The organism is uncultured Cyclobacterium sp. (assembly GCF_963977555.1).
In the GTDB taxonomy this organism is placed as follows: Bacteria; Bacteroidota; Bacteroidia; order Cytophagales; family Cyclobacteriaceae; genus Cyclobacterium.
Map to the genome: position 1 here is coordinate 316,001 of NZ_CAXBPD010000005.1, position 25,585 is coordinate 341,585.

18 protein-coding genes are annotated in these 25,585 nt (G+C 38.0%); 5 read left to right on the forward strand and 13 right to left on the reverse strand.

The window, feature by feature from the left end; genetic code table 11:
• The first annotated feature begins 46 nt into the window (after positions 1-46).
• Both AAC073_RS08525 and AAC073_RS08530 read left to right on the forward strand, forming a co-directional pair.
• On the forward strand, positions 47-1,231 hold the full coding sequence (locus AAC073_RS08525) for a crosslink repair DNA glycosylase YcaQ family protein (protein ID WP_339923430.1): 1,185 nt from the start codon (positions 47-49) through the stop codon (positions 1,229-1,231).
• 215 nt (positions 1,232-1,446) lie between these two features.
• Positions 1,447-2,433: a metallophosphoesterase family protein gene (locus AAC073_RS08530; RefSeq protein ID WP_339923431.1), complete on the forward strand. Its 987-nt coding sequence runs from the start codon at positions 1,447-1,449 to the stop codon at positions 2,431-2,433.
• 153 nt (positions 2,434-2,586) lie between these two features.
• Here the strand turns inward: AAC073_RS08530 and AAC073_RS08535 are convergent, their stop codons facing one another.
• From AAC073_RS08535 to AAC073_RS08595, 13 genes are all read right to left on the reverse strand, one after another.
• Positions 2,587-4,116 (reverse strand): DUF4394 domain-containing protein, encoded by a 1,530-nt coding sequence (locus tag AAC073_RS08535; RefSeq protein ID WP_339923432.1) that lies wholly within the window; start codon positions 4,114-4,116, stop codon positions 2,587-2,589.
• 245 nt (positions 4,117-4,361) lie between these two features.
• Positions 4,362-5,009, reverse strand: a complete 648-nt coding sequence (locus tag AAC073_RS08540; protein ID WP_339923433.1) for a helix-turn-helix domain-containing protein — start codon at positions 5,007-5,009, stop codon at positions 4,362-4,364.
• A gap of 311 nt (positions 5,010-5,320) precedes the next feature.
• On the reverse strand, positions 5,321-9,697 hold the full coding sequence (locus tag AAC073_RS08545) for a PAS domain S-box protein (protein WP_339923434.1): 4,377 nt from the start codon (positions 9,695-9,697) through the stop codon (positions 5,321-5,323).
• Positions 9,698-10,251: 554 nt separating this feature from the next.
• The gene (locus AAC073_RS08550; RefSeq protein ID WP_339923435.1) at positions 10,252-11,649 is read right to left on the reverse strand and encodes a M56 family metallopeptidase; all 1,398 of its coding nucleotides are present in this window, start codon (positions 11,647-11,649) and stop codon (positions 10,252-10,254) included.
• The gene (locus tag AAC073_RS08555) at positions 11,646-12,017 is read right to left on the reverse strand and encodes a BlaI/MecI/CopY family transcriptional regulator (RefSeq protein WP_339923436.1); all 372 of its coding nucleotides are present in this window, start codon (positions 12,015-12,017) and stop codon (positions 11,646-11,648) included. Before AAC073_RS08555 ends, AAC073_RS08550 begins: the two co-directional genes overlap by 4 nt.
• Positions 12,018-12,927: 910 nt before the next feature.
• The gene (locus AAC073_RS08560; RefSeq protein ID WP_339923437.1) at positions 12,928-14,280 is read right to left on the reverse strand and encodes a TolC family protein; all 1,353 of its coding nucleotides are present in this window, start codon (positions 14,278-14,280) and stop codon (positions 12,928-12,930) included.
• A 4-nt stretch (positions 14,281-14,284) separates the two neighbouring features.
• Entirely contained in the window at positions 14,285-17,455 is a 3,171-nt protein-coding gene (locus AAC073_RS08565) for an efflux RND transporter permease subunit (RefSeq protein ID WP_339923438.1), read from the reverse strand.
• A gap of 56 nt (positions 17,456-17,511) precedes the next feature.
• The gene (locus tag AAC073_RS08570; protein WP_339923439.1) at positions 17,512-18,630 is read right to left on the reverse strand and encodes an HlyD family efflux transporter periplasmic adaptor subunit; all 1,119 of its coding nucleotides are present in this window, start codon (positions 18,628-18,630) and stop codon (positions 17,512-17,514) included.
• Positions 18,631-18,635: 5 nt separating this feature from the next.
• A complete protein-coding gene (locus AAC073_RS08575; protein WP_339923440.1) occupies positions 18,636-19,109 on the reverse strand; it encodes a MarR family transcriptional regulator in 474 nt (157 codons plus the stop codon).
• A gap of 332 nt (positions 19,110-19,441) precedes the next feature.
• Positions 19,442-19,606 (reverse strand): hypothetical protein, encoded by a 165-nt coding sequence (locus AAC073_RS08580; protein WP_339923441.1) that lies wholly within the window; start codon positions 19,604-19,606, stop codon positions 19,442-19,444.
• Positions 19,607-19,622: 16 nt separating this feature from the next.
• The gene (locus tag AAC073_RS08585; protein WP_339923442.1) at positions 19,623-20,036 is read right to left on the reverse strand and encodes a hypothetical protein; all 414 of its coding nucleotides are present in this window, start codon (positions 20,034-20,036) and stop codon (positions 19,623-19,625) included.
• A gap of 226 nt (positions 20,037-20,262) precedes the next feature.
• The gene (locus AAC073_RS08590) at positions 20,263-21,183 is read right to left on the reverse strand and encodes a mechanosensitive ion channel domain-containing protein (RefSeq protein WP_339923443.1); all 921 of its coding nucleotides are present in this window, start codon (positions 21,181-21,183) and stop codon (positions 20,263-20,265) included.
• Between the two features lie 127 nt (positions 21,184-21,310).
• Positions 21,311-21,883 (reverse strand): lipocalin family protein, encoded by a 573-nt coding sequence (locus AAC073_RS08595; protein ID WP_339923444.1) that lies wholly within the window; start codon positions 21,881-21,883, stop codon positions 21,311-21,313.
• 290 nt (positions 21,884-22,173) lie between these two features.
• Here AAC073_RS08595 and AAC073_RS08600 point away from each other — a divergent pair, with 290 nt between their 5' ends.
• The 3 genes from AAC073_RS08600 (at position 22,174) to AAC073_RS08610 (ending at position 25,552) form a co-directional block, all read left to right on the forward strand.
• A complete protein-coding gene (locus AAC073_RS08600; RefSeq protein WP_339923445.1) occupies positions 22,174-23,139 on the forward strand; it encodes an exopolyphosphatase in 966 nt (321 codons plus the stop codon).
• A 75-nt stretch (positions 23,140-23,214) separates the two neighbouring features.
• Positions 23,215-24,288, forward strand: a complete 1,074-nt coding sequence (locus tag AAC073_RS08605) for an Ldh family oxidoreductase (protein WP_339923446.1) — start codon at positions 23,215-23,217, stop codon at positions 24,286-24,288.
• Between the two features lie 13 nt (positions 24,289-24,301).
• Positions 24,302-25,552 carry a divalent metal cation transporter gene (locus AAC073_RS08610; RefSeq protein WP_339923447.1) on the forward strand — a complete coding sequence of 417 codons (1,251 nt, stop codon included), beginning with the start codon at positions 24,302-24,304 and terminating at the stop codon, positions 25,550-25,552.
• Positions 25,553-25,585 lie beyond the last annotated feature (33 nt).

The window sequence follows — 25,585 nt, forward strand, 5'->3', positions numbered from 1 at the left end:
AGGCTAATTACTATATTTATTAATTCAAGTAAGGCCCAAAGACTTAATGAGTGAAACCCTTTCCATCCAAGAAGCCCAAAAACTGGTATTGCTGTCCCACAATTTACCTCCTTCTCAACAAAAAGGAAAAGCGATAGAACACACCTTATCAAGCATAGAAAATCTTGGTTATATTCAGATTGACACGATTTCTACTGTGCAACGTGCACACCATCACACCTTATGGAGCAGAAATCCAAAGTATCAAAACTCGCACCTTGAGGAACTGGTAGCAAAGAAAAAAGTATTTGAGTATTGGTCGCATGCAGCAGCTTACTTGCCGATGAAAGACTATAAATACAGCCTACCCCGAAAAAACGCCCTTTTGACTGGTGCACAAAAGCATTGGTTTAAGAAAGACATTGAGCTGATGAAATCGGTAATGAATAGAATAGATAAGGAGGGGCCATTAATGGCAAAAGACTTTGTTCACAAGGAAAAAGTAAGAGAATGGGGAAGTAAACCTGCCAAACAAGCACTGGAGAATTTGTACATGCAGGGAGAATTGATGATCTCCTACCGCAAAAACTTTCATAAAGTATATGACTTAACCGAACGTGTCTTACCAGAAGGTATCGATCGCAGTGTTCCCACACAGCAGGAATATCTGCGATATTTGATTAAAAGTTACCTCCGTGCAAATGGCATAGGGCAGGCCGCTGAGATTTCTTATTTGCTTAAAAACACAAAACCATTTATTACCAAGGCATTGAATGAAATGCATTCGAGTGGTGAATTGTTGCTGGTTACAGTAAATGGCTCCGGCTATTATACTTTTCCTCAATCCCTAACATTGTTAAACAAGCCACTGAACAAAGCAAAATTGAAAATTCTTTCCCCTTTTGATAATTTACTTATTCAACGCAAGCGCATGCAAATTCTGTTTGATTATGACTATCAAATTGAATGTTATATACCCGAAAAGAAACGCAAATATGGTTATTTCTCCTTGCCGATATTGTGGAACGGCAAGTTAATGGCTCGAATGGATTGTAAAGCAGACAGAAAAACATCCATTTTGCATATCAATCATTTGGCATTGGAAGAAGGAGTAAAAGATCGGGCTGCCTTTGCCATTGCTTTATGTAATGAACTTAAAGGCTTCACCCAGTTTAACAACTGTTCCGAAATTCAAGTACACAAAACAAGCCCCTCTGATTTTAAAACTGATCTGCAAGGCATGTTGAAATGAGTAAGACATCCTACTACGCCAACAATAAGTACCTCTAAAGAATTTTTCCTCATTTTCAGAAAAAAAAACATAGCATGATAGACCATCGACTGGTTTGTAGGGTAATAATTATGGTAATTCAATGGATGAACCATTGTCAGTTGCCAATTAAAGCCAATCTTAAACAATACTGGTTTTCTTAATTTTTGTTAGTAAAATTCTCATCGTTATCATTTATGAAATCGCTTTTAACCTTTTTTGCCCTTCTCATATTTACTACTACGGCTCAATCACAACAACTCGCTAACCTGAAGTTTAACAAAAACAATAAATTTAAAGTCGTCCAATTTACGGACACCCATGTAAACGTAGAGGCAAGTAAAAATCTTGAAGTATTTACCACCATAAAAATAATACTTGAAATTGAAAAACCAGACCTGGTGGTTTTGACAGGAGATATTGCCACTGACGGAAACCCCAAAAAGACCTATCAAGCATTTGAAAAAGTATTTAAGGAGGCAAAAATGCCTTGGATAGTAACCCTTGGAAACCACGATTCTCAAGCCGATCTCTCCAGAAAAGAAGTGGCAGAGTTACTTCAAAGTTTAGACTATTGCTTGAATAATGATAGGGGCGAAACCTATGGAAATTCCAATTTCATTTTTCCCGTTAAAAGTCAGGAGAATACATCCGAAGCCCTTGTTTATATAATGGATTCAAATGCCTACAGTACGTTAAAACCTCAGGTGGACGGATGGGGCTGGTTTGATCAATCCCAAGTCAATTGGTACAAAGAAAAGAGCCAGCAATACACCAAGGCAAACAATAATGAACCTTTACCAGCAATTGCATTTTTCCATATTCCTTTGCCTGAATATTACCAAGCATGGAGCAATAAAGAAGTCAAAGCCATCGGTCAAAGAAAAGAAGATGAATGTGGACCAGAAATCAACACTGGCATGTTTGCAGCCATGCTGGAGTCTAAAGACATCATGGGTACCTTTGTCGGACATGACCATAACAACGATTATATCGGTGTTCATCACGATGTGGCCTTGGCCTATGGAAGGGTTACCAAAACGAAAACATATAGAAAAGCCCCTGTGGAAGGAGCTAGAATCATTGTTTTGACAGAGGGAGAAAGAAAATTCGATTCCTGGATCCGTGAAGTAAACGGAAAAAAGGTTTATCCCTGTACCTGGCCAGATTCTTTTGCTAAATAGGTTCAGATTTAAAAGAGAGGCTACCCACATATTGGGTAGCCTCTCTATGTTAAAAGGTAACGGATTTAATCGTTTCATCTAAAATTTAATTCTCTTAAACCAAGAATATAAACCTTCCGAAAAAATTAAAACCTGAGAATTAAAAAAGAATTTTTAAAAGCCTAAGCCGACAGACATGGAAACCACATCAAAATTGAAATCAGCAGTTTTGGTTATTTTTGCCGTATTCAGGTTGATCGTATATATACCGTAAGCACCATCCGCTTTAATTAGCGCATAAGCAATTCCTGAATCGCCACCAATATCAAATCCATTCCCTTCAAAAATACTGGTTCCTAAATCGCCTATTTCTACCAATACACCATCATTTGGTGGATCTTGTTTGAACAATTTGTTGACCTTACTGTCAAGCACAAATAATTCAGTGGTAGATGCATTAGGAATATTATTGGTATAAGCAGCTCCATTTACCATAGGATCTCCTGGCTTCAGGTCTCCATCTATAGCCACAACAGTTCCTAAATCGGGATGGAGTCTGAAATTCTCTCCTGAACTGGTCACCAACCTGATTCTATCTACGGTAGGATTAAAATCAAACCCTACACTTTGGGCGGAATGGAACATTGGATCTAACTGAGAACCTACTTGGGTCAATGCCCCATTGGAAGTGTTAACTGTATATAACCTGCTTTGATTACTAATTCCAAAAAGAGAACCATTCATTGCACGAAAATCCAAGCCTATGATGTGCTCGCCATCCATTAATCCAGTAAGGGCCACTTTATCATCTCCAGGATTCATAGGATTAAACCTAAACAAGTAATCATCTATAGAGGTCGCATAAGCCACTGGATCCGTCTTAAAAGCAATACCCAAAACTGGAATGGAAAAATCACCCAACCAATCTGCATTTCCATTATTCAAATTTATTGTGTACAATTTGGATATACCTTCATTTAAAGTGACCGCAAAGGCATTTTTATTATCCGGACTTATGTCCAAATTTCCCATACCCATAAAATCTTCTCCCAGGTCTCCAACTTCTTCTAAGCCGCCATCATTAGGAGGAATCTGTAAGTAAAGTTTATTGGAAGAAAAATCTATGTCATAGAGTTTAGTACTGGTAGCTCCTGCCATTGAGTTGGTATATGCCACTGCTCCTATTAGCGGCTGATTACCTCCATTGATAGAACCGTCTTCAGCTACTACTGTTCCAAGTTCAGGATGCAGCCTGAGGTTCTGACCACTTTGCGTGACCAACCTAACCCTATCCACTATTGGGTTGAAATCGATGGAAGCATTGTCCCCCATTATTCCAAGAGAGAAGGAATTTTCTCCTAATGAAGTCGCTACACCTGATTGTTCGTTGATAATGTATAACCTGCTGGACATACCTAGTCCATAAAGCTGGCCAGTAGCAGGTCGGTAATCTATACTAATTACTTGTTCACCGGAAGGCAAACCAGAAATAGATAGGGTTTTACTGGGGTTTTTAAGACTTTGGGCATTGAACCAAGCGATTTTATTGTCATCTGTCAAAGCTGTAAACGATACATCAGGAGCCATTGTAGAGGGATTTTTGACTGGATTTTTGTCAAAAATCTCATCACAAGACATCAAAAAAACTGATGTAAAAGCATAGAATAATGCTATAAACAAGGAATTACACATGTATTTTTTCATAAAAATATTTGTTTAGGTTATATTTTTATGGAGTAACGAAACAAGTAGGGCGATTGGATCGGGCAAGATGAAAAAAATAATTTTTGCAGCATTTAATTTTTTAAAAACCCATTCATAAATGGGCTATATCACTAATAATAAGCCATTTAAATATTTATAATTTATATGAAAAGTATACTTGGCCAGATGAAACATCAACCTATGTTTTAGCAGAAAAGATGAATGTGGATTTTCAAATTACTATTTCAATCTCTTTCAACAACAAAAGTTTTGGTCAACTTATCATAAAGGTTTTGGTTTTTATTGTCCCAAAGCAACCATATCATCGGAATTAAAAGGATGCTTGAACCGAATTTTAAAAACTCACGAATAGCCCCTTCAAAGGCTTTCTTATAATCAGCTCCAGATTCAGCGCTGATGACTTTTAAATTGTAAATCTTGTGACCTAAATTCCCTGAAAAAACCGGATACAATACACCTCCAATAAAAAGTGAAAAAAGAGCATAATGCTCAACTTTTACAAATGCCCCAGTAATAGCGTGTAAATCTTTGGTAAAGATTTTAAATAGCACAATCGGCCCTATAAAAATTACGTAAAAGATGATAAACTCTGTCAGATTGGCTAAAAATCTGATTCCTTTAGGAGCTAATTTGTATCCGTGAACCAAATCTGATTTTACCCTATTTTCATTGTGCTGTTTATCACTATTCAGCACCTCTTCTATGTTTAACTCAAGGGCTTCACAAATTAAACTTAAAGTTTTACCACGAGGGTCACTTTCTTTGTTTTCAATCCGCTGAATTGTTCTCAAATTCACTTTAGACATTTCTGCTAATTCCTCTTGAGTTAACCCTTTAGCTTTTCTTGATTCACAAATTATTTTACCAATCACACCCATATTTTTTTTATAATTTCCTTCAAAGTTATTTAAGAAAATATATTTTGATAGCGGTTAGCTTACGGCATTCTTACGACATTTTAACCCAAAGCATGCTACAGGTCTTTTGTCATCCGTTGTAATTAATTTATAATCAAATACTTATTCACCCTACCCCTCTCACCATAGCCTCGCTATGGTAAAGTCTCCAAACAGCCTAATTTTATTAAAATCACAACTTTCCTCTGATAAGAGATCAGCACAGGTAATTCGATACCTATCTAAAACTGGTTTAAAGCAAGCTGTTGGGACCCTATTAATATAAATTACTTTTCAGGAATATAAATATCGAAAATAGCTCCTTTATTTATTTCACCCGTTGCCAAAATAACACCTTCATGATTTTCAATTATTCTTTTTACAATAGCCAACCCTATACCTGTTCCTGAATAGGCGTCTTTACTATGCAAGCGTTGAAATACTTCAAAGATTTTCCCATGATACTTCTGATCAAAACCAATTCCATTATCGGCAAATCTTATATGGCAGTAGCGTTGGTGATTATTTAATGATTCGATTCCAGTTTTCTTTCCTTCTATAGTTTCACAATTAATTTTTATAATGGAAGCATGATCCTCCTTGGTGAACTTAATAGCGTTACTTACCAAATTAACAATTACCTGCCTGAATTGGACAAGTACAACTTTGACTTTGCTTAGGTTTTCGAGCTCAAATGTCACATTGTTTTGCTCCAATTCTTCACTTAAAACCTCTTTCGTGTCTTCAATAATTTCTATTAGATCGACAACTTCATAATTTAATTCTTGGTCATTGGTCCTGGAATAGGCAATGAGATCTTGAATTAAATTTTGCATACGAAATGCGGATTTATGCATTTTCGTAAAATATTTCTGGGCGTTTTCTGACAATGCCGCATATTCCGATTCTAGAATCCGAGATGCAAATATCTGGATTTTACGTAATGGTTCCTGCAAATCATGACTAGAGATATACACAAATGACTGCAACTCCTTATTCATTTTTTCAAGGTCCACATTTTTATGTTGCAACTCATTTGTACGCAATTGAACCATCTTCTCCAGTTCATTTGTAAACATTTTTTGCTCTTGAATATCCGTACTTGTGCCCACCCACATTTTTATGGTTCCATCTGCATCCTTTTGCGGAATTGCTCTGCTTAACTGCCAGCGATACTCACCATCGTACTTGCGAAAACGATGTTCAAACAGAAAGTCTTTTCCAGAATGTACCGCATTGATCCATTGTTTGATATTTTCCTCCTTTTCATCAGGGTGCACAATCTGTATCCATTGATCGTTGTACAATTGTTCTGGGGTTAATCCTGAATAATCAAATACGGATTGATTAAAATAATTAATATTTCCATTTGGTTCTGCTGTCCAGATGAACTGTGGCATGGAATCGGCCAACAAGCGAAATTTCTCCTCCCTCAATAATAACCGTTGATGAAAAGTTCTTTCTTCCGTAATGTCCCGCACGGTCCCAAGCATTCTTTCAGGTTTGTTATTCTCATCATAATAAACCTTGCCTTTTACGTCTTTCCAATGAAGCGATTGGTCTGCCCATACAATTCTAATTTGATAATGTAAAACCCCAACTTCATAAGCTTTTTCAAATGCCTCGGCTCTAAGCTTGACATCATCAGGATGCACATGGGTAATAAGCTCTTCCTGAGTTAAATTCTTAGTATTCGAAAAGCCTAAAATATCAAAGCAACGGTCAGAGCCAGTCATGACTTGAGTCTTAATATTAAGATCCCAAATACCCAGTTCGCTGGCTTCAATGATAAGTTTGAGTTTGTCCTCATTCTCCTCAATAAGACGCTTTGCCTTTACAGTGGCTGTTACCTCAGTGGCTACCACCATAATTCCTGTAATCGTATTTTTTTCTTTTAATGGATGGTAAACAAAATTGTAATAGCCTATTGCTGCTTTGCCATGACGATTTATATTTACAGGGAATTCATATCCATAAAAAGCATTACCCGTTTTATAAATATCGGCTATAATAGGCGCTATGGTTTTCTCCACTTCTGGCAATGATTCAAATAGTGGTTTGCCCACAAATTGCTCTTCCGACTTGTCTACTATTTGTAAATAATTTTCATTTGCTATATCAATCACATTTTCAGGTCCCCGAAAAATCACAATACCGAGTGGGGCTTGCTTTACTGAATTCCGGAATCTTTTATCACTTTCCTCTACTTTTTGAAATGCATCATAGACATCCTGTTCGGCTTTTTTTCGTTCCGTAATATCACGTGCAATGGCAAACAGCATCGTTTTCTTGTCTACCTGAACACCTCCCATGTTAATTTCTACTGGATATACATGGCCTTGTTTGTTTTTATGCATGGTTTCAAAAGGAGGAATTATTTCCCTTTGTGCACGCCTAAAGGCCTCTCTGTATTTTTCATCATTAAAAATAGTGTCTACATCAGGCACTTTCAACAAGGACATTTCTTGCTCAGTATAGCCCCATTTCTCTAGAGCAGAATTATTAAGATAGGTAAAACTCCCGTCTGCCTCCATCAGGATAAAGGGATCGGCAGCTGTATCAGCCATAAACTTAAAAAGTTTAATTTCTGAAAGTGCTTCTTCTACCTTTTGCTTGGCCTCATGTATTTCGGTCACCTCCGCTGCTGTATTCATTACGGCATAGACACGACCAGAAGCATCCAGAATTGGCGTAAAATTATAGTTATAATAATAAGATTTTAATTCTCCATTTATTACAATGTCCACTTTTTGATTTTTAGCCTTAAAAGGCATCCCTGTGCGCAATACCTGACGAATCTGATCAAATATTTGTTGGTTCTCAAACTCAGGAAGGATATCGGAATATAATTTACCAACAACATCATTCCCTTTTCCCCATGCGTCCATAATGGATTGGTTGGCAAGAGAGATCCGCATTTCTTCACCTACAAAAACCCCTATAGGAAATGGCGCACTCTCCACTAAAGACCGAATGCTTTGTTCGCTTTCTTTAATTTTATTATTCAATATGGCTTGGGAAGTGACCTCTGAGGCAATTATGCCAAGGCCATCAATGTTCCCATCCATATCACGCTGGGGATATACAGTGAAATTGAAATAATTCATGGTCATCTTACCATGTTGCAAGATTTGAACAGGCGTCTCAAGGGCCGTAAAAGGAATTCCTGTTTTATATACTTTATCATACACCTTAGCATACCCTTGTTCGGCCAATTCTGGTAAAAGCTCAAAATAAGGTTTCCCTAAAACGTCTTCTCCTTTGCCCCAATATTTTAAAATGATATCATTGGCAATCGTTATCACTAAATCCTTTCCGGATAAAATAGCAATTGAGGATGGGGAAGAGTGGATGAGATTATGATAACGTTTTTCACTCGCTTCTACTGTTTTTCTTGCTGCTACCTGGGGTGTAACGTCATAACCTATGGCCATGATGCCATTGATTTTCCCGTCCGTATCATACAAGGCCTCATAGGAAAAATGGATATAAACTGTTTCCAAAACACCATTTCTTAAAAGTTGAACCGGCCTTTCGGGCGTGGCAAAACGTTTCCCTGTGCGGAAGACATCGTCCAGTAAATCTTTAATTCCCTGGGAGGAGATTTCTGGCATTGCTTCTAGTAGCGGCATATTGAGCATTTCCTCTTCCCTTCTACCCCATAGTTCCAACGCATATTTATTGGCAATCTCTACAATGTAATTGGATCCCCTGAATATTGATATGGCTACGGGTGCCTGCAGGATCATAAGCCTGAGGCTTCTTTCACTTTCTTCTATTTTTTTTCTTGCCAATACCCGATTAGTCACGTCTTGTAAAGTTCCATTTAACCGGTAAGCAATTTTATCTTTATTAAATATGGTTTTTCCTTTTGCATGGACGATGGTTTCTTTTTTAGTTACCGCATTTACAATTGTATATTCGATATCGTAAATACCTCCAGAGGAGTATTTCAAAACTTCACTAATGGCTTGTGATACTCGCTCTCTATCTGTCTCTGCAATAGCAGCAATGGACTGTTCAAATTCGATCTGTTCATTGGGAGGAAAACCAAACCAAGCCTTCAATCTGTCATTGCCTGAGAGCGTATTGGTCAATGGGTTGTAATCGTATGTACCTAACTGAGCAGCCTCAATAACAAATTCTAAGTCATTTTTATTATCTATAAGGTCGCTTTCAATTATTTTTTTTGATGTTGTTTCAATTACTGTTACCAAGACTCCTCCCACTTCCCCAGACGCTAATCTAATAGGACTATAAGCAAAATCGAAATAACAATTTTCAATGTATCCATTTCTGTCTAATGGCAGCATTAGATCCGGAAACCCTACAGCTTCACCTTCCATTACCCCGTCGAACATAGACCCAATGATATGCCAAATTTCGGAAAATGTTTCCCTAGTGCTTATACCTAATGCTTGAGGATGTTTGGTAGCACCTAATATAGGACGATAGCCATCATTGTAGATTTGCGTATATTCTTTTCCCCATGCGATGTACATACCAAAAGGATTGTCTAACATGACGCTTACCATGGTTTTTAAAGGTTGCGGCCATGTACTTGGATCACCAAGTGGTGTGTTGCCCCAATCTCTAGCCCTGATGAGCTTACCCATTTCTCCGCCTCCTCTCAAAAAAATATTGTCTTCCGTTTCAGTATCCATTTAATCCTTAAAGATTTACAAAATAAAACTTTCTCTTGAACGCAGAAGTGAGGTTTTGATAGCTGACCATAATATCGCATTTCCCCTTGGCAAATTATTCCTTGCCATAGTTCCAGTTAAAAAGCTTAAAATGATCCCAATACCCCATCGCCAAATATTAAAGCTATTTCAAATCTGAAAATGAAGCCCTACTTCGCCAAGGTTATAGTATTTAACACCACTAAAATTAGCAATAAAAAGCATACTACAAGCGCACAGACATGAAATTAAAGCACAAGCCTTCTCTCTTAAGATTTGCGCTGGGGCTTTTACTTCAGTGAAAAGTATAGGCATGAGGCGGAAATAATAATCGTCTTTTCTCTAATCTTTGAAACCTGGGCATAACATAAACGAAAAATGCAAAAAGAGGATGATTAACCCCTTTTTGCATTTTCAATGATTATACAAGTTCACTTCTGCTAACAACCGATATAATTGTCGGCTATAAAATTCTAGGACTTTTCATTGTGCTTTTATTTTTAGATTGACAATACAATTATTTTTATAACACCCAGTTATTGACTTACTCGAAAGTTCATATAATATTTATTTTGGCCTACTACCACCCTTTTATAATAGGAGGAATAATGAGCATTCGTCATTAGATCTACTTGATAAAAATGTTTACCATAATTTGTAGCATTCTTTTCAAGTTTGCTAACAAATAGTTGCCCAAAATCAGTATTGGTGTAACCATTCAACTCTTCATTATTGATTCGTTTCCCGTCTATCCAAACGCCAAACATTTTAGGATCCTTCCAGTCCTCAATTTGTTGCTCTGTGGGAATTGATTTTTTCATAGGTGGAGGTAAGGGCCTAAACACTATGATTTGGTGTGCCTGTTGCTCCTTATTCATTAATAAAAACAAGGTTTGTAATCTTTCCTCGTCATCCTTAGAAATTTTGTATTCCACAGGACGTCCTTTGTCATTTTTTGCTTTGTCCACCATTTCATTGTACTCAGCAAGTTGGGCAGGGGTAGCCCCGTCCGTCGTAGATGGAACGACAATTTGTTTTGGCTGGACAGCCTCGGTTTCCTCTTGTGCAATGGTTATTGTGCTGAAAAAAAACACTGCAATACCCAAAAGAGGGACAATGGCTAATTGCCTGCACAAACTGTTTCGAAATGATTTGGTTTTTGTCATCATAAGTAATCGTTTTTTGGTTATAGAATGGTTAAATGAACTTGTAATAAATGATCCTGCTTGCTCACTTATTTTTTCAAGCAGCAAAATCTTATAGGCTTTAACATCTGTATATTCCTTAATAACTGCCTCGTCTGCTAAAAATTCATGGTTCAGCATTATGGCCTTCCGGTAAAGAAATATAAAGGGGTTAAACCAAAATAGAATTTGGACGATTTCTATGATCAAGATATCCCATGAATGCTTTTGTTTTACATGTACCAGTTCATGAAAGATAATTTCTTGTTCGATATTCCCACTCCTGTAATCATCCGCATTGAGGAATATATAGTCTAAAAAACTATGTGGCCTTACACTTTGGTCTAAAAGAATGAGCTTGCAGTTTCTAAATGGTATGATAGCATTTGTCCATGCTTTGTTTAATATCGCTTTCAGGTTTATTGAAAACCTGAAAAACATAATGGTTGTAATGGTCACGTAGATGGTCAATGAAATAAGAAATAGGTAATGGGTCTCATTAGAAGCCACTATTTGTTGCGCATTCTCAGCCCCTGAAAAAAACACCGATTCAGTGATTACTTTTTCGACTATTGGTAACGCTTGCAGCTCCTGGGTAAAAGTAATGAAGGGGACAAAGAAGGAGAATATCAAACTGCCAAGTAGGTAAAACCTATTGAATCGGTGCATTCTTTCTTTCTCTAAAATCACTTTGTAGAAAACCGCAAACAATGCAGAACATACAATTATTTTGATAAGGTAAACTGTCATTTTTCCTTTCCTTTAATTTCCTGATCTACAATTTTTTTAAGGTCTTCTAATTCAGCTATGGTAAGGATTGTAGCTGTGGTAAAAAATGAGGCAAACTGCAGCGGTGAATTGTCAAAGAAATTTTTTATCATTCCCTTCACATGCTTAGAAAAGTAATCCACCTTCTTTACCAAAGGATAATACTCCCGAGAATTTCCAAACACCTTATAGGCAACAAAACCTTTGTCTTGCAACCTTTTTAACAAAGTAGCAATCGTTGTAGTGGCAGGTTTTGGATCAGGGTAAGATTGAATAAGGTCTTTCATGAAGACTTTTTCCTGCTTCCAAATTAACTCCATCAATTGCGCTTCTTTTTTCGGTAATTGCATAGCTCTATATCTTAATACATAATTCTACAAATGTAGAATTACTTTTGTAAAATCACAAACTTATAACTAATTATTTAAAATTTATTTTTAGATCGTACTATACTGACAATGAAGCAACATGCCTGAAAAAAAATAGACCTATTAAGTTTATTGACATACAAAATGTTAATCATAAACCTTCAAAAAGGACAATTAATCGTTCTCAATTCCCGATTAAAAAACAAGCCATATAAGCATACCCCGAATTGGCCAGGCAATTGGTTGTTAGGCTAGGTTCATTACAAAAAAACCTTCACTACAGAGCAATGGGCATCTACTATATGGACAAAAACGAAGAAGAAATATTTCTAATGCTAATAGAGAATCCAATTAATGGAAAATCAGAATCATTTTTTTCTGTAAAAAAAGGGCAAAATAATGATCAATTACTAGTTGTATTTTCCATTTGCTGGTCGGTAAAGCGCCTCATCCAAGCAATGCCAAATTTGTCTTTCAACATCCCAAAGTAGTCTCCCCAAAATGAATTATGAAGCGGCGTAGTAATTTGCCCTCCATCTGTTAGTGCAATAAATAGGCTGTAACCTTTAATTTAGGGCAGGCCCTGATTGAGAAACTTCAGGGCAGGTTCGATAGTAGCTATGATTTACAAGCTGGAAGCAATATTTCAAACCTTACGATTATTGAGTATCCCCTGGATTTTCTGGATAAATATAAAGTGTAATTATTTTCTATACAGCAAAGGCTAAAAATGCAAAAACCACGGGCAAGAGCCCGTGGTAAAAAAGGTTCATCCAATTGAATTTTGAATTAAACGCTAATCTTTTTGTAAACATTGAATTGAAATAGCCCTATAAGTTTTTCTTCGGCTCACCATAGCGCTTAGATCTCCCTCCCCCAAGAATACCTGCGTTTAATCTTCTAACAGAATACCAGCAAGCTGTTTGAGCTTCAATTCTTCATACTTAGCGTTGTATTTGGCAATGCTTTGGTTGTTTTGTGCATTTAACAAGTTTAACTGCGCTTGTCTAAATTCTATGGAATTGATTTGTCCTTGTTTGTACAAATCATCGCTGCGCTCAAAGTTTTTGGTGGCTGTTTGCAGGTTTGCCTTTTCGGCATAGTAAACAAACAAAGAGTTCTGATACGAACCATAAGCATTGAGCACATCTCGCTTCACTGAGAACTCGGTCTCCTCTTTTAATATTTGTTGCCTTTTTATTTCTACACGAGCATTTTGACTCCTTACACGTGTGCTTCCCCCATCGAAAACATTCCATGCCAAAGAAAGTCCCGCCTGAGGACCTAAATTGTAACTACCCGTAACAAAAGCCCCTGCCGGATTTTGATTTCCTGAATAATTGTATCCCGCATTCAAAGACAAAGCAGGAAACCAACCAGATTGACTCGCTTTCAAGGCAAACTCGCTATTGCGCAATTGACTGTTGGTTTGCTGTATGGATACATTTCGGTTATAAGCCTGGTCTATCAAATCTTCTTTTGTTCCCGGCATGGCAAAATTAACCGTAGTATCTACTGCAAAATCTGTTTCAATTTCTCTACCCATAATTAGGTTTAAATTACGCCTCGAATTTTCTAACTCCTGAATGGTATTGAGTAAATTGATACTGTCATTGTTTACATCCACTTGCGCATTCAACACATCTATCTGAGTGGTTTGCCCATACTCAAAACTATATTGGGCACGTAGCATTCTTGTGGTTGAAATGCTTAGTGCATTTTCTAAAATGCTAACACTTTCGGTTAATTGCGCCGTTAAGAAGTAGGAATTGGACAATTCTAAAATCGTATTCTCAATAATTTGTCTGGCTTGCAATTCAGAAATATTGTACAATTCCTTAAGTTGCTTGTAGTTGTACATTCTTCCATAGCCGTTAAACAACACATAATCTACACCTACTGAAGCACTGTAATTATAGGCATCGGTTGGGTTGTAATTTATATCCCCATTGACCGTTTGGTTTTGACCTTGGTAACCAGAAATACCTGCATTTCCATTGGCAAATAGGGTAGGTAAAAAACCCGTGTTATAAATACTCTGATTGTTATCAGCTACTTCTAAAGATTTTTCGGCTACTTTAATATCGTAATTATGATCGAGTGTTAAACCCATAGCTTCTTCCCTCGAAAGCATTTCTTGACCTTTTACTACTGTGCTGGAAGAAGTAAATACCAGATAGGCAATAAGGGTAAACAGTAGCAGCTTGGGCTGCACAATTGTGCTATTGTCTCTTTGTATGCTCATTATTTTATGCATTATGAGTTGATTCATCGTTTTCGTGTAGCTCTTCTAGTTCCTCAATTGCAGGCTCTACAGATTCTTTTGAAGGCTTCTTCCCTTCCCAAAGCCAAATTGTGTATACTTTTAATCCATTGCCAACAGATAGAAGCATTGGCAACATGATCAAGGTAAGTATGGTGGCAATGGCTATCCCGTAAGCAATGGCAATGGCCATAGGGATTAAAAATTGGGCTTGTCTACTTTTTTCTAAAATAAGAGGGGATAATCCAGCTATGGTTGTAAGCGATGTTAAAAAGATGGCGCGAAACCTAGATTTTCCCGCTTGGATAAGCGCATCATCAAAACTGAAACCTTCCTGCAAATAGTTGTTGAATTTACTTATAAGCACCAATCCATCATTCACCACAATACCTATAAGTGCTATGATACCAAGTAGGGAAAGCATATTGATAGGAAAGTCATGCAGCCAGTGGCCCCAAGCGACGCCGATCAAACTAAATGGAATCATCACCATTAATAAAACCGGCTGCAAGTATGAGCGGAAAGTAAACCCGATTATGATTAAAATTAAGAAGATGATAATAGGAAAAACCTTGCTGGCAGAGGCACTGATTTTTCCTGCTTCGCGGTTTTGGCCTTCATACAAGGCAGATACCGTTGGGTATTTTGATATGATTTCAGGCATGATATTTTCTCTCACATCTGTAATGATATCCGATGAACTCTCTTTTGGATCTTTCAAGTCTGCCTCAACTTTGATTTCACGCTTTCCATCCAAGTGATTGATAGTAATTTCTCCCCGTTCAATATAATAGGTTGCAATTTCGCTAAGTGGAACACGATTTCCAGATGCACTTACGATGTGCATATTGTCGAGATTCAAAATTGACGAACGACCTTCTCTTTCATATCGCACCCAAACAATTATTTCGTCTTGCCCTCTTTGGAACCTTTGCACTTGCAACCCATTAAAGCCCGCACGTACCTGGCCAATCACATCGCTAAGGGTAAAGCCCAATAAATAAGCTTTATCCTTCAATTCAACATTAATTTCGTTAATCCCAGCAGGGTCATTGTCGCTGATATCACGCAACAGGGTGTTTTCTTTCAATTTTTCTTTAAGCTCTAATTTGGCAGCTTTAAGTTCCTCAATATTGTAGCCCAATAAAGAAACAGAAACAGGTTTACCACCAAAGCTTGCTCCCGCATCAAAGGTTAGGCTCTCAGCAGAAGGATATTCCCCTGCTGCTTGTGCAATAGAACCAGCAATTTCAGAAGCTGTAAAGTCACGTTCCTCTCCTGGTAGCAGGTTTATTTTTAGCGAGGCATTAGCCGTTCCAGGACCAATTCTTTTAATAATGCTTTGAAAAACATCTTTGCCACCTGTCTGCTGGGCTGTGTACTCTTTGTTCACCTCAATGGCCACTTGTTCTATTTCAGAAATAATGGAGTCTGTCACCATAGGGTTAATTCCCTGGGGCATTTTTAGGGTAACATTCACCTGATCTGAAGCAATTATCGGAAAGAAGGTAGTCCTGATAATTCCGCCTTCCATTGCTCCCGTGGTAATTACGAACAAAGCAATAAGAATTGAAAATCCTAAAATTTTAAATTCCATAAAGAAATGCAGTACGGGGCTATAGAGTTTGTCACGTAAATAATCTAAGAATGTAGTGGCCCTTTCATTGAACCAATATATTTTTTGATCCTTAGAAAGCGCTTTGGAGTGGGCAATGTGTGCCGGAAGAATCACGAGTGCTTCAAAAAGTGAAAATGCCAAGGTAAGAATTACCACTATAGATACCTCGCCAAAAAACTCTCCCAGCCTTCCGTCTAGATAAAAGAAAGTCGAGAAGGCCACCAATGTGGTAATGATCGCTGAGGTAATGGCCGGCAAAACTTCCATGGTTCCATCTATGGCCGCTTGAACACGGGTCTTCCCTTTTTCATAATGATGAAAAATATTTTCAGCGATTACAATACCGTCATCCACCAGAATCCCAATTACGATAATCATCCCAAATAGGGAAAGTACATTTATCGTAATGTCAAAATAAGAGGCTACCATAAACATTCCCATAAAGGAGATGGGAATGCCAAAAGCCACCCACGCTGCCAGTCTAGGCCGTAAAAACAAGGAAAGAAAAAACAATACCAAAGCAATTCCCTGTGCACCATTGACCAATAAAAGTTTGGTACGTTCCACAATTATTTGAGACCTATCATTGGTTACATTCAACTGAATATTGTTATGGGTTTCGTTAAATTCTCCCGCATAAATGGTGGCATTTTCAGCCGCTTCAATTAAATCTTCATTGTTGGTAGTGCTTATTTGAAAAGAAATAGAGGATTGATTGTTGAAGTAACTTCGATCGGGCGTTTCGGACCATGCATCTTCCGTAATAGCCACATCTTCCAAAGTCACAATGGCACCATTCTCTTCTGTTTTTAAAATAATATTATTAAGCTCCTTCCCGTAGTATGAACGATTGTTTACCCGTATAAGATAATCTTCCGCTTCGGTTTTAATGGCGCCACCAGTCACCAGAATATTGTTATTGGCCACCGCACTGGCCACATCGCTGAAGGTTAAATTATAGGAACGCAAAACCTCTTCGTTGACTGAAACTGTGATTTCTTCATCAGGAAAGCCTGTAATGACTATCTGAGAAATACCATCTATACCACGCAGGTCATTTTCAATTTCTCTGCCAATTGTTTTTAGTGTTTTCAAGGGGATGTCTTTTCCACTCAATTCCAGTTCAATGGCCACATTTAAATTTTCGTTTTTGGCCACAACTGGCGGCTCCATTTCTGCTGGAAACGAAGGTACTTTGTCGACCGCATTTTTTACGTCAGCCAATAAAATATCAATGTCGTAACCTTTTATGGCCTCCACATTAATGCTTGCAGTATTTTCTGAGGAGGCAGAAGTAAAGCGGTCAATACCTACAATACCTCTTAAATTGTCTTCAATTTTTAAAACCACGCCTTCTTCCATTTCTTCTGGAGAAGCACCTGGGTAGCTAATGGTGATGTCAATAAATTTAGAATCTTGTAAAGGGAAGAAACTAGATTTGAGCGATAACATCCCGAAGGCGCCCAATACCACTACTGCTAGAATAATGACATTTACGGCAACTGGGAATTTAATAAAATGTGTTATTATTGATTTCATTGCTTAACTCAGGATTAATGAAAAATTGTACCAATAATGCAAAACAGAAACCACCGTTATTGCTCGTTGTAAATGGAAACTTTCATTCCCGGATAAGCACCTGTAGGCAATTTGGACAATGTTTTCTCGCCATCGGCTAGCCCTCTTATCACTACTGATTTTTCGTTGTAATAAACAGGCTCTATTGTTTTTTGAACAAGCAAAGAATCTTCAACTACAAAAACCTGATTTTTATCAAAAATCACACTTCTGCTCAACTCGTAAGCATTTTCTATTTCTGTTGCCATAATATTGGTCTTCACAAACATTCCTTCTTCTAATCCGTCACCACGAAGTTGAATGTACACGTTGGTAGTTTGCGTTTCACTATTCACCAATCTGTTAATTCTTGTAATCTCCCCTATCCACTTTTGAGATCCATTATTGGTTGAGCTTACGTCTACCTTTTGGCCAATTTTAAGAAGGCCAATCATGCTGGCATTAACGGGTGCTTCAATTTCAAAAATCGATGGCTGGATAAAAACACCCAATTTTTGTCCAGGTCTGATCAGCGAACCTGGCGTTACCAAAGCCTCCACTAGCACACCATCAAAGGGAGCTGTAATATTGTATTTACCCAGCGTCAATTCCATGTTTCGCACACTATAATAGGTGGAATAAATATTTCGTCCAGTGATAAACATTTTTTCTTTATCCGTTGCTGGTTCTGGCAAAGAAGGAAGGGGACTATTTACCTCAATTTGCATTAGAAAGTCGTTCCACTTTGAAAATGAGGAAGGATAGTCCAGACGAAGATCCGCCAAGGCAGCAGTCACCAAATTTTGCAGGCTACTTTTTTGTGACATCAATCCAGCCCGATAAACATCAGACTCAACTGCAACCAAAGCGCTACCTTTTTTATATGTAGCCCCTTCTTTAAAACTGCCTACAGGCGAAGTCATAATACCCTGCACTTCAGCATAAAGCTCCACCCTATTCTTGGCTTCCAAACTTCCGGTGGCTGTCAATTCTAAAGGCAATGTCGAATTTTTAATGGTTTCTGTAAACACTGTAGCCGTATAAATACCTTTGTTCTTTACAGGTATTTTTTTACTTTCTTTCAGAAGATTAGAAACAAAAAAGCCAACAGCCAAGATTAAAACACTTACGCCAATTATTATAATTTTTCTTTTCATACATATTAGTTGCTATTGCAACCACTATTTAAATTCTCAATATTTTCTTTCATTTTATCCAGGGTCCTTGCTGTCTGCTCCAGCTCCTCTTCCGGTATGTTTTCTTGAATTTGTAATACTAACTTTCTAAAGACAGGAACCGTATCCTGAAACACTTTTTCACCATGCTTTGTAAGGTGAACCATATTGATCCTTTTATCAGTAGGGGATGGTATTCTCGCAACAAGATTTTTCTTTTCTAAGGTATTGATAAACCTCACCAAAGAAGCCTTGTCTCTTTCCGTTATAAAGGCCAAATCATTCTGTGGCAAAGGCCCTTTCATGGACAATGCTTTAAGCACGAGCATTTGCTTTTTTGTCAAATCAATACCTGCCTGCTTCAGGTTGTTATTGATAAAAATATCAATGTGTTTTACAGTTTTACCGAGCCATGGTAAAATACCATACTCTGTATTGTCTCCATTACATTCTTTATTCATTTTATTAGAATTTGATGCAAATATAACAACGATAGTTGCATATGCAACAAATTGAATGTTAATATTATTTTAAGGGAAAAAATCTAACTGGTGGATTGGTTTCCTAAAATCAATTACTAAATAAATAATGCTGGTGTTGAAATTAGGTGGGGAATTCCTTTTTTATTCAAAGCAAGGTTAAAAAACATCTATTGTATGTACTTATGCACCATAATAAGCCGCAAAACTTTCATCGAAACCACAATAAATCAGGCTGATTTTACCCATATCCTCAGGCTTAAAAGTCTGGGTTTGAGCAGCCTGAAGTGTTTTCGTTTACTAAAAGCTTATTTTTATTCTGTATTAACAATACCATCAGCCATCTCCTGGCCGTCAGGTTTTTCAAACCAACTTTCCATAAAGTAGAAATTCTCTTTGCCTACCTCAAATTCAAAAGTTACTCCTTTCAGGGTATTTCGTTTCTTTACCTTGAGTCGGATTTCTTTTGATATGTCCAAAAAATGGGGTTTTATTTCATAGCCTTTCAACGTGCAAACTCTCTAAATTTTTCCCTATGCTCGAAATTCGACAGTCCCAATCCGCCATGTAATTTTCACATAACGTAATTTTTTCATCTACAGATTTATTCAATGGCACAAGTTCGTAGTTGCTAGGTTGGTATTGGAAATCTAAATTTTCATCTATTTGATTGGGTGTGAATGTTAAGGTTTCTCCGTTATCCTCCCATGTCCCGCTTACATAACCATTGTCCTGACTACAACCATGATAACTAAATCTAAATGTGCTGTCCTTCATAAGGACTAAAGACTTGCCATAAAACCCAAAATCTCCACAATAAGACTTGAGTACCTGTTGATATTGTTTTTGGCTGGTAAGGAAGAGTAAAATCCCAGAAAATATTGCCACAAGTGTAAAGGTCCCGATCAAATTTAAACTTCTGTTCGAGTGCTTTGTTTTTTTGTTATTTGAGAAATACCGACTCATTGTGTCCAACACCAATTGGTAACCAAGCTTTCATTACACTTGCCGCAAGAATACCTCGCTACAATTCATCTCCTAATTTAGTAGTTTATTTTTATAATGAATAGCTTTAAAGAAATTGTCACGATGTAGGTAAATTCAAACACTATTTCCGCATTTGCCTTTCTTGAGGCTATTGGTTGGCTTCTTTTCCAGAATTCACTTGCATCGTTTCTTGTGGAAACACCTCATTCAATTTTTCTCCACCCTTGATTCCAAAATCCAATGTTCTGATTGGGAACGGAATCATTATATCCTCTTTATCAAAAGCTTTTTTGATGGCTATAATCGCTTCACTTTGACTTTTCAAGAATTCGAGTTGACTTTTAAATTCCACCCAAATCATAATTCTAAAATCTATAGAGCTGCTCCCAAAAGCCAAATAAACAAGGTCAATGTCCTTGTTTTTGTTAATATTAGGCGTGTTTCTCACAGATTCAATGGCTATGTCCCTTACACGCTCCAAATCTTCACCATAAGATACCCCTACATTTAGGTCTATTCTTTTATAGGTATTTTCTGAATCATTTACCAAAGGGTTTTGAAAAAGCATTTTATTGGGAATAATCACTTCCTGACCCTGAAACGAGGTGATTTCTGTCGTGCGTATTCCAATATGTTTTATGATACCGCTGTGTCCTTCACAATGAATGACTTGCCCAATTTTAAAGGGACGCTTGATGGCCATAAAAAATCCAGCAATAAAATTGGTGGCAATGTCTTGAAAGGCAAAACCCAATGCCAAACCAATGATCCCTGCACCAGCAAGTAAAGAAGATACTGTTTTATCAAGGTCTAATAAAGTCAATGCCGCAAAAGCACCTATTGTCACAACCATTACATAAATGACCTTTGAAATTATTGAAGTCAGAGATTGATTATTAATAGCCCTATTGAGTAATTTTTCACTAAGGTTCCTAATTAATTTACCGGCAAAAACAAATGCTATTAGCACCACTATTGCCAACACCAGGTTGGGCAGCATTTTAACCAGCAACTCCGACCAGCCAATTAATTTTTCAACAACAATATCATAGTAATTATCAATCTCCATGGTTTTACTTTATTAAACTATCAAATAAATATATCCTCCTTTAACTTTCCCGAATTTTCAGAAGGTTAAATTGGGATTCCCGTATTTTTAACTGCTATTGCAAAATAATGTTTTAAATTCATTGAGGCTATAACTCTTCCCACTTTTGAAATGTTAACGCTTCATTTACCTTGTTGTGTTCTATCCAAATCAGCTCGGAAGTATTGTAGCCAATCTTCTCGGCAATCATTAAGTATTCCTTCGTTACCTCTTCAGGGATCATTTTCTCACGAGAAAGTATCCACAAATATTTCAGGCTTTCCCCTGCGATCAAAGCATACTTATAATCGTCGTCAATGGCGATCACATTGTATCCAGAATAAAATGGGCCAAAGAAAGAAACTTTAAGCTTTGCGATATTTTCATCACCTACAAATTTTGCTTTTCCTAATGCCTGCGTCCATTTTTCTTTTTTGGTATTGTACCCTTGATTGTCAACCTTAATGGTCCCATTGTCATTCAATGAGTACTCAGCCGTGGTGTTGTTCAAATTTTTTTCAAACTTAAAATCCATTCTGGCAATTTCGTACCACTTACCTAGGTATCTGTCTTTATCGAAAGGTTTTACTGCTTCTGCACCTTTCGGTATGGTCGCACAAGAAAAAAGTCCCATCACAACAAAACCAGTTAATATTGGATACATCAATGCGTTAACCTTCATACATTTTCAATTAATTGGCAGGAGTTTTATGCTGATCACAAGTGCAATTGTCGTGCCTGTTCATATACTGAGCATAAATACTACCCTTTTACACGTCCAAATATTTTGACCCACAACAACCAATAATACTGTTCTAAAACAGGTTTAAATTATTGATATTTATGATTTTTCAATGTTTGAAGTTTATTGGAGTTGCTTTTAACATCATTTTTTTGAATATAAAACCACTTGCTATCAACATTTTTAGAGAAACTTTATATATTCGCACAAACTTTTGAAAGCCAGGTTTTATGAAGAAAAAGGCGGCAGTTATAGACATGGGTACCAATACCTTTCATTTGCTAATGATAGCATTTGATAGCAGTGGTTTTGAGGTTATTTACCAGGAAAAAGTTCCTGTAAAAATCGGGCAGGGAGGCATCAATCAAAACATTATCCTTCCGGAAGCAGAAAAACGAGGCCTACATACCCTTCAGCATTTTCAAAACCTCATAAAGGGAGAAGACATCTCCCGAATTTTTACCTTTGCTACAAGTGCTGTCAGAAATGCTGACAATGGGCTTGACTTTATCAAAAAGATAAAACAACAAATCGGCATTGAAGCTCAAATTATAGATGGCGAAAGAGAGGCAGAGTTGATTTACAAGGGCATTCGCCTAAGTGGTTGCCTAAATGTAGAAAATGCCTTGATGATGGACATCGGAGGAGGTTCAGTAGAATTTATTATCGGCAATGAGGAAGAAATTCTCTGGAAAGGTAGTTTTGAAATAGGCGGGCAAAGACTATTGGACTTGTTTCATTATCATGACCCTATATTACCTGAAGAAGTGGAAAAACTTTCTACTTATCTATCCAAAAAGCTGCTACCACTTACCAATGCCATAAATGAACATGCTCCAGAACAACTGATTGGTGCTTCAGGGACCTTTGATACTTTGACAGACATGTACTTGGCCGCAGAAGGAAAGAAAAAAGACAGGAAAATCATCAAGCACATTTTACCAGTAACAGCTTTTAAAGCAATGGCAACAGACCTCTTGCTGCTAGACAAAGCAAAACGACTTAAAATCCCAGGAATGATCCCAATGAGAGTGGACATGATCGTCGTGGCTTCCTGCCTGATTCGCTTTATTACCCAACTAGTTCAAACAGACCAACTGATTTGTTCTACTTATTCCTTAAAAGAAGGGGCCGTTTCGGAAGCCATGGTAAAAGTGACGGAGAAAAAAAATACTAGCCTCGCTACCTCGCAATAAATTAAGGAAGTTCTTCCAATACGCCTATACTTTTTGCATTTTTGTGGCAGTGATCACCCAATAGCTTGTTCAAAAATGAATTTTACCCACCATCAATTAGAAAAGTTTACCATAGCTGTTTTACAAAAAATAGGATGCCCTGCAGCAGATGCGAAAACAGCCGCTACAGTGCTTCTTTCTGCTGACCTTCGAGGCGTAGATTCACATGGTGTCGCCCGATTATCTGGCTACGTAAGGCTATGGGAAGCCGGAAGGATAAATCCGACGCCCAATGTTAGGGTAGTGCATGAAACCCCAAGTACCGCTGTGGTAGAAGGAGATGCGGGCTTAGGTTTAGTAGTCGCTCCATTTGCCATGAAAGTAGCCATCGAGAAAGCCAAAATAGCAGGCACCGGTTGGGTGTCGGTCAAAAATTCCAACCATTATGGCATTGCGGGTGTTCATGCCATGCAAGCGCTGCAACATGACATGATTGGCATTTCGCTAACCAATGCAAGCCCCTTGGTTAGCCCTACTTTTTCAAAAGAACGCCTTCTGGGCACCAACCCGATATCAGTGGCCATTCCTGCGAAAAACCAGCCACCTTTTGTGCTGGACATGGCGACCACCACTGCTGCCAATGGCAAATTAGAAATTTTACAAAGGAAAAAAGAACAAGCCCCTAGCGGTTGGATTCAAGACAAGGATGGCCAATCGACAACAGATCCACTAGGCGTCAAAGATGGAGGTGCGCTTTTGCCCCTAGGTGGTGACAGAGAGCATGGCTCTCAGAAAGGCTATGGCTTGGGGGCTGTGGTAGATATATTTTCAGCTGTGCTATCCGGAGCCAATTATGGCCCTTGGGTTCCTCCTTTCGTCGCATTTTTGGAACCACACCCTAATCCTGTAGGAGAAGGTTTGGGACATTTCTTTGGCGCGATGCGTGTGGATGCTTTCAGACCTGCAGATGAATTTAAAGACCATATGGACAATTGGATCGGCCGATTTAGAGAAGCTACACCAATAGATGGGCATGAGAAAGTATTGATCCCGGGAGACCCAGAACGTGAATTGGAAGCGGAAAGAAGAGCAAATGGTATTCCATTGCTAACAGCAGTTGTAGATGATTTACGTGACTTGGGTGATAAATTGGGCGTTGACTGGGAATAATCCACCGATATCATTGAAAATAAAACATTTCTTACAGACATTAGGACCAGGAATTCTCTTTGCAAGCACAGCCATTGGTGTTTCCCATTTGGTGCAAAGCACTAGGGCAGGAGCCGAATATGGCTTTGGTTTGGTAGGCTTCATTATAGCCGCCAATCTTTTTAAGTGGCCATTTTTTGAATTTGGCTCTAGGTATGCGTCTGCTACAGGGGAGTCCCTGATAGATGGATACCAGAAAATAAGCCCATGGTTTTCCCGCTTGTTCCTGGGCATAAATCTTGTTTCTATGTTTTTCGTGAATGCTGCGGTAAGCTTGGTGGCAGCAGGTTTTTTACAAAATTTATTTAACATTGAAATGGCCCCTGCCTATTTCTTTGTCCCCTCTATCCTATTGCTACTTACCTCCTTTCTATTCCTTGCCTTAGGTAGGTATTCTCTGCTCGATTCAGGCATCAAAATCATTGGAAGTTTTATGGTTGTAACTACGCTTTTGGCTTTCTTTATTGCCCTTGCCAATGGCCCTAAGGCACCGACACAAAACTTTTCCATTTTCGCTCAACTCACACCTCATTCCCTGCCTTTCGTAATCGCTTTAATGGGCTGGATGCCAACAGCCATTGACGCATCCACTTGGAATAGCCTGTGGACCATTGCACGGATCAAGCAAAGCGGATACAAACCCACCGTTAAGGAATCTGTTTTTGAATTCAATATTGGTTATTGGATTTCCGCCATCTTGTCCATATGCTTTGTAGTGCTTGGTGCTTTCCTGCTTTTCAATACTGGAAACACCCTGCCAGATAACAATGTCGCTTTTGCCACTGGCGTTGTAAATTTATATGCTACCCAATTGGGTTCCTGGACATTTTTGATCATCGCTGCTGCGGGTTTTTCCATTATGCTCGGTACCTGCATAGGGGCAATGGATGGCTATGCCCGATCCACGGCCAGGGTAATTGCTGTAATGCGCAATCAGGAAGAAAAAAAATCAGATTATTTGCTGTGGTTGGTATTAATTACCTTTGGGGGAATGCTCGTCATTACATTTTTTATGGCCTCATTCAATCAACTAATAGGTCTAGCCACTACTATTTCTTTCCTTATTGCACCAATAATCGCCATCCTTAATTACAAGCTGATTTTCAGCCAGCACCTTACAAAAAAGCAACAACCAGGGGAAGCCATGCGCTGGCTTTCTATTGCTGGAATAGGCTTTCTGTTCCTCTTTTCTTTTGTGCTTATTTATTTCAATTGGTTTAAATAGCCCTGCTAATATTCTTGGCATTAATATGAAATG

Excerpts from the sequence above, each read along its gene's own strand:
- AAC073_RS08525 (WP_339923430.1), top strand. The coding sequence starts at position 47 with ATGAGTGAAACCCTTTCCATCCAAGAAGCCCAAAAACTGGTATTGCTG.
- AAC073_RS08530 (WP_339923431.1), top strand. The coding sequence starts at position 1,447 with ATGAAATCGCTTTTAACCTTTTTTGCCCTTCTCATATTTACTACTACG.
- AAC073_RS08535 (WP_339923432.1), bottom strand. The coding sequence starts at position 4,116 with ATGAAAAAATACATGTGTAATTCCTTGTTTATAGCATTATTCTATGCT.
- AAC073_RS08545 (WP_339923434.1), bottom strand. The coding sequence starts at position 9,697 with ATGGATACTGAAACGGAAGACAATATTTTTTTGAGAGGAGGCGGAGAA.
- AAC073_RS08550 (WP_339923435.1), bottom strand. The coding sequence starts at position 11,649 with ATGACAGTTTACCTTATCAAAATAATTGTATGTTCTGCATTGTTTGCG.
- AAC073_RS08555 (WP_339923436.1), bottom strand. The coding sequence starts at position 12,017 with ATGCAATTACCGAAAAAAGAAGCGCAATTGATGGAGTTAATTTGGAAG.
- AAC073_RS08560 (WP_339923437.1), bottom strand. The coding sequence starts at position 14,280 with ATGAGCATACAAAGAGACAATAGCACAATTGTGCAGCCCAAGCTGCTA.
- AAC073_RS08565 (WP_339923438.1), bottom strand. The coding sequence starts at position 17,455 with ATGAAATCAATAATAACACATTTTATTAAATTCCCAGTTGCCGTAAAT.
- AAC073_RS08570 (WP_339923439.1), bottom strand. The coding sequence starts at position 18,630 with ATGAAAAGAAAAATTATAATAATTGGCGTAAGTGTTTTAATCTTGGCT.
- AAC073_RS08575 (WP_339923440.1), bottom strand. The coding sequence starts at position 19,109 with ATGAATAAAGAATGTAATGGAGACAATACAGAGTATGGTATTTTACCA.
- AAC073_RS08590 (WP_339923443.1), bottom strand. The coding sequence starts at position 21,183 with ATGGAGATTGATAATTACTATGATATTGTTGTTGAAAAATTAATTGGC.
- AAC073_RS08595 (WP_339923444.1), bottom strand. The coding sequence starts at position 21,883 with ATGAAGGTTAACGCATTGATGTATCCAATATTAACTGGTTTTGTTGTG.
- AAC073_RS08600 (WP_339923445.1), top strand. The coding sequence starts at position 22,174 with ATGAAGAAAAAGGCGGCAGTTATAGACATGGGTACCAATACCTTTCAT.
- AAC073_RS08605 (WP_339923446.1), top strand. The coding sequence starts at position 23,215 with ATGAATTTTACCCACCATCAATTAGAAAAGTTTACCATAGCTGTTTTA.